Genomic DNA, 1,348 nt, shown 5'->3' with positions numbered 1-1,348 from the left:
CCAACAATAATAGCTCCGAGCGAGCTAGTTAATGCAATACCACCATAGAAGATGCCATAAACGAAAGCTTTGCTAATAGCATATTGAGATATGTAGGCTCTGATTGCGTTAAGTGACATAACCGTAAACATTCCCAATAAAATAAAACACAGCCATAAATATTCTTGCCATAAGGCTAGGAGAGATAGGGTGCCGAATACAAAGGCAATTAACAGCATTTTATGGTTGCCAATTTTGTCCGTTATTACACCACTATAATAACTGAATAAGGTTTGGGTTAGCGTCAGGATAATGATAAATAAAGGAATAATGGAAACAGAATAACCCGCTTGTTTAACTTTAATGATCAGAAACTGATCACTCAAGATAAAAAATAGTGAAATAAAGTAAATGATAATCAAAGGCAATAAGCGCATGTCTTGTTGGTTGATTACCGCTTTGCGTTTTTCATTTTTGGCTTGAATTGAAGTAGGAATATCTTTAACCAAAAATAACGCGATGGCGCTAGCAATGAGACCAGGGATCAACGTGGCGGCGAATATTAGCCGAATGCTGTCTTTATCCAGTGTAAACCACGTGAGGATGAGGAAAATACAGATAGCGCCGCCAAGCTCACCAGCTATATCCATTGTTTTGTGAAAGCCAAAGGTTTTGCCAGAGTAATTCGTTTCACTGTAGGCGCTGATTAATGCATCTTTGGGGGCGCTGCGGACAGCTTTGCCCGCACGTTCCACGCCACGGATTATTGCTACTCCTATGTAACCCTGCGTCAATGCCAACATTGGCTTGGTAAGTGCGGAGATTAAATAACCGCTTACGACCAAAGGTTTGACTAGCGTAAAACGGTCACTTAGGTAACCAAACAATATTCTGAAAAAATAAGAGATAAAGCTTGCCGCTGCGATAATAATGCCCAGTTTGTCGACGCCTTCGTTGAGGATATAAACAACATATAAAGGCACTAGAGTTGTGACCATAGACGAAGCGAAATCAGTAAAAAAACTGACCCACCCGAGATAAATGATGTTGTTGTTCATATGCCGCATAGTGTTAAATTATCAACCTCGTGATGTGTCCGATAAGTCTTTATACCTAGCTTGACCTTTAAGTCATCAAAGAAACAATAAATCACTTGCGATCAAGATTCCTTGAATCGATAAACTAATCGTTAATTACTTTAGATTTTTATCAATTTTAAGTCGCGCTGTAGGCCGTTTTTTTGATTCAATTATAGCGCTATGTATAGGCTTGAAATACAGATAAACAAAAAATGAAAAACTCTAATCGATGAGTACGAAAAATAAACGAAATTGAATAGTGAAATGATGTCATTGATCAATAATCAGCA

The 1,348-nt window shown here is 38.2% G+C and carries 1 protein-coding gene; it reads right to left on the bottom strand.

All coding sequences use genetic code 11. The annotated features are described in order from the left end of the window. Nucleotides 1-1,037: MFS transporter (locus tag CXF78_RS00695; RefSeq protein ID WP_257984786.1), on the bottom strand; the 1,037-nt coding region annotated here is incomplete at its 3' end. Nucleotides 1,038-1,348 lie beyond the last annotated feature (311 nt).

The sequence above is a fragment of the Shewanella sp. 11B5 genome (genome assembly GCF_002836795.1).
Taxonomy (GTDB): Bacteria; Pseudomonadota; Gammaproteobacteria; order Enterobacterales; family Shewanellaceae; genus Shewanella; species Shewanella frigidimarina.
Note: the sequence above shows the minus strand (reverse complement) of the source record. Positions and strands in the feature narration are given on the sequence as shown.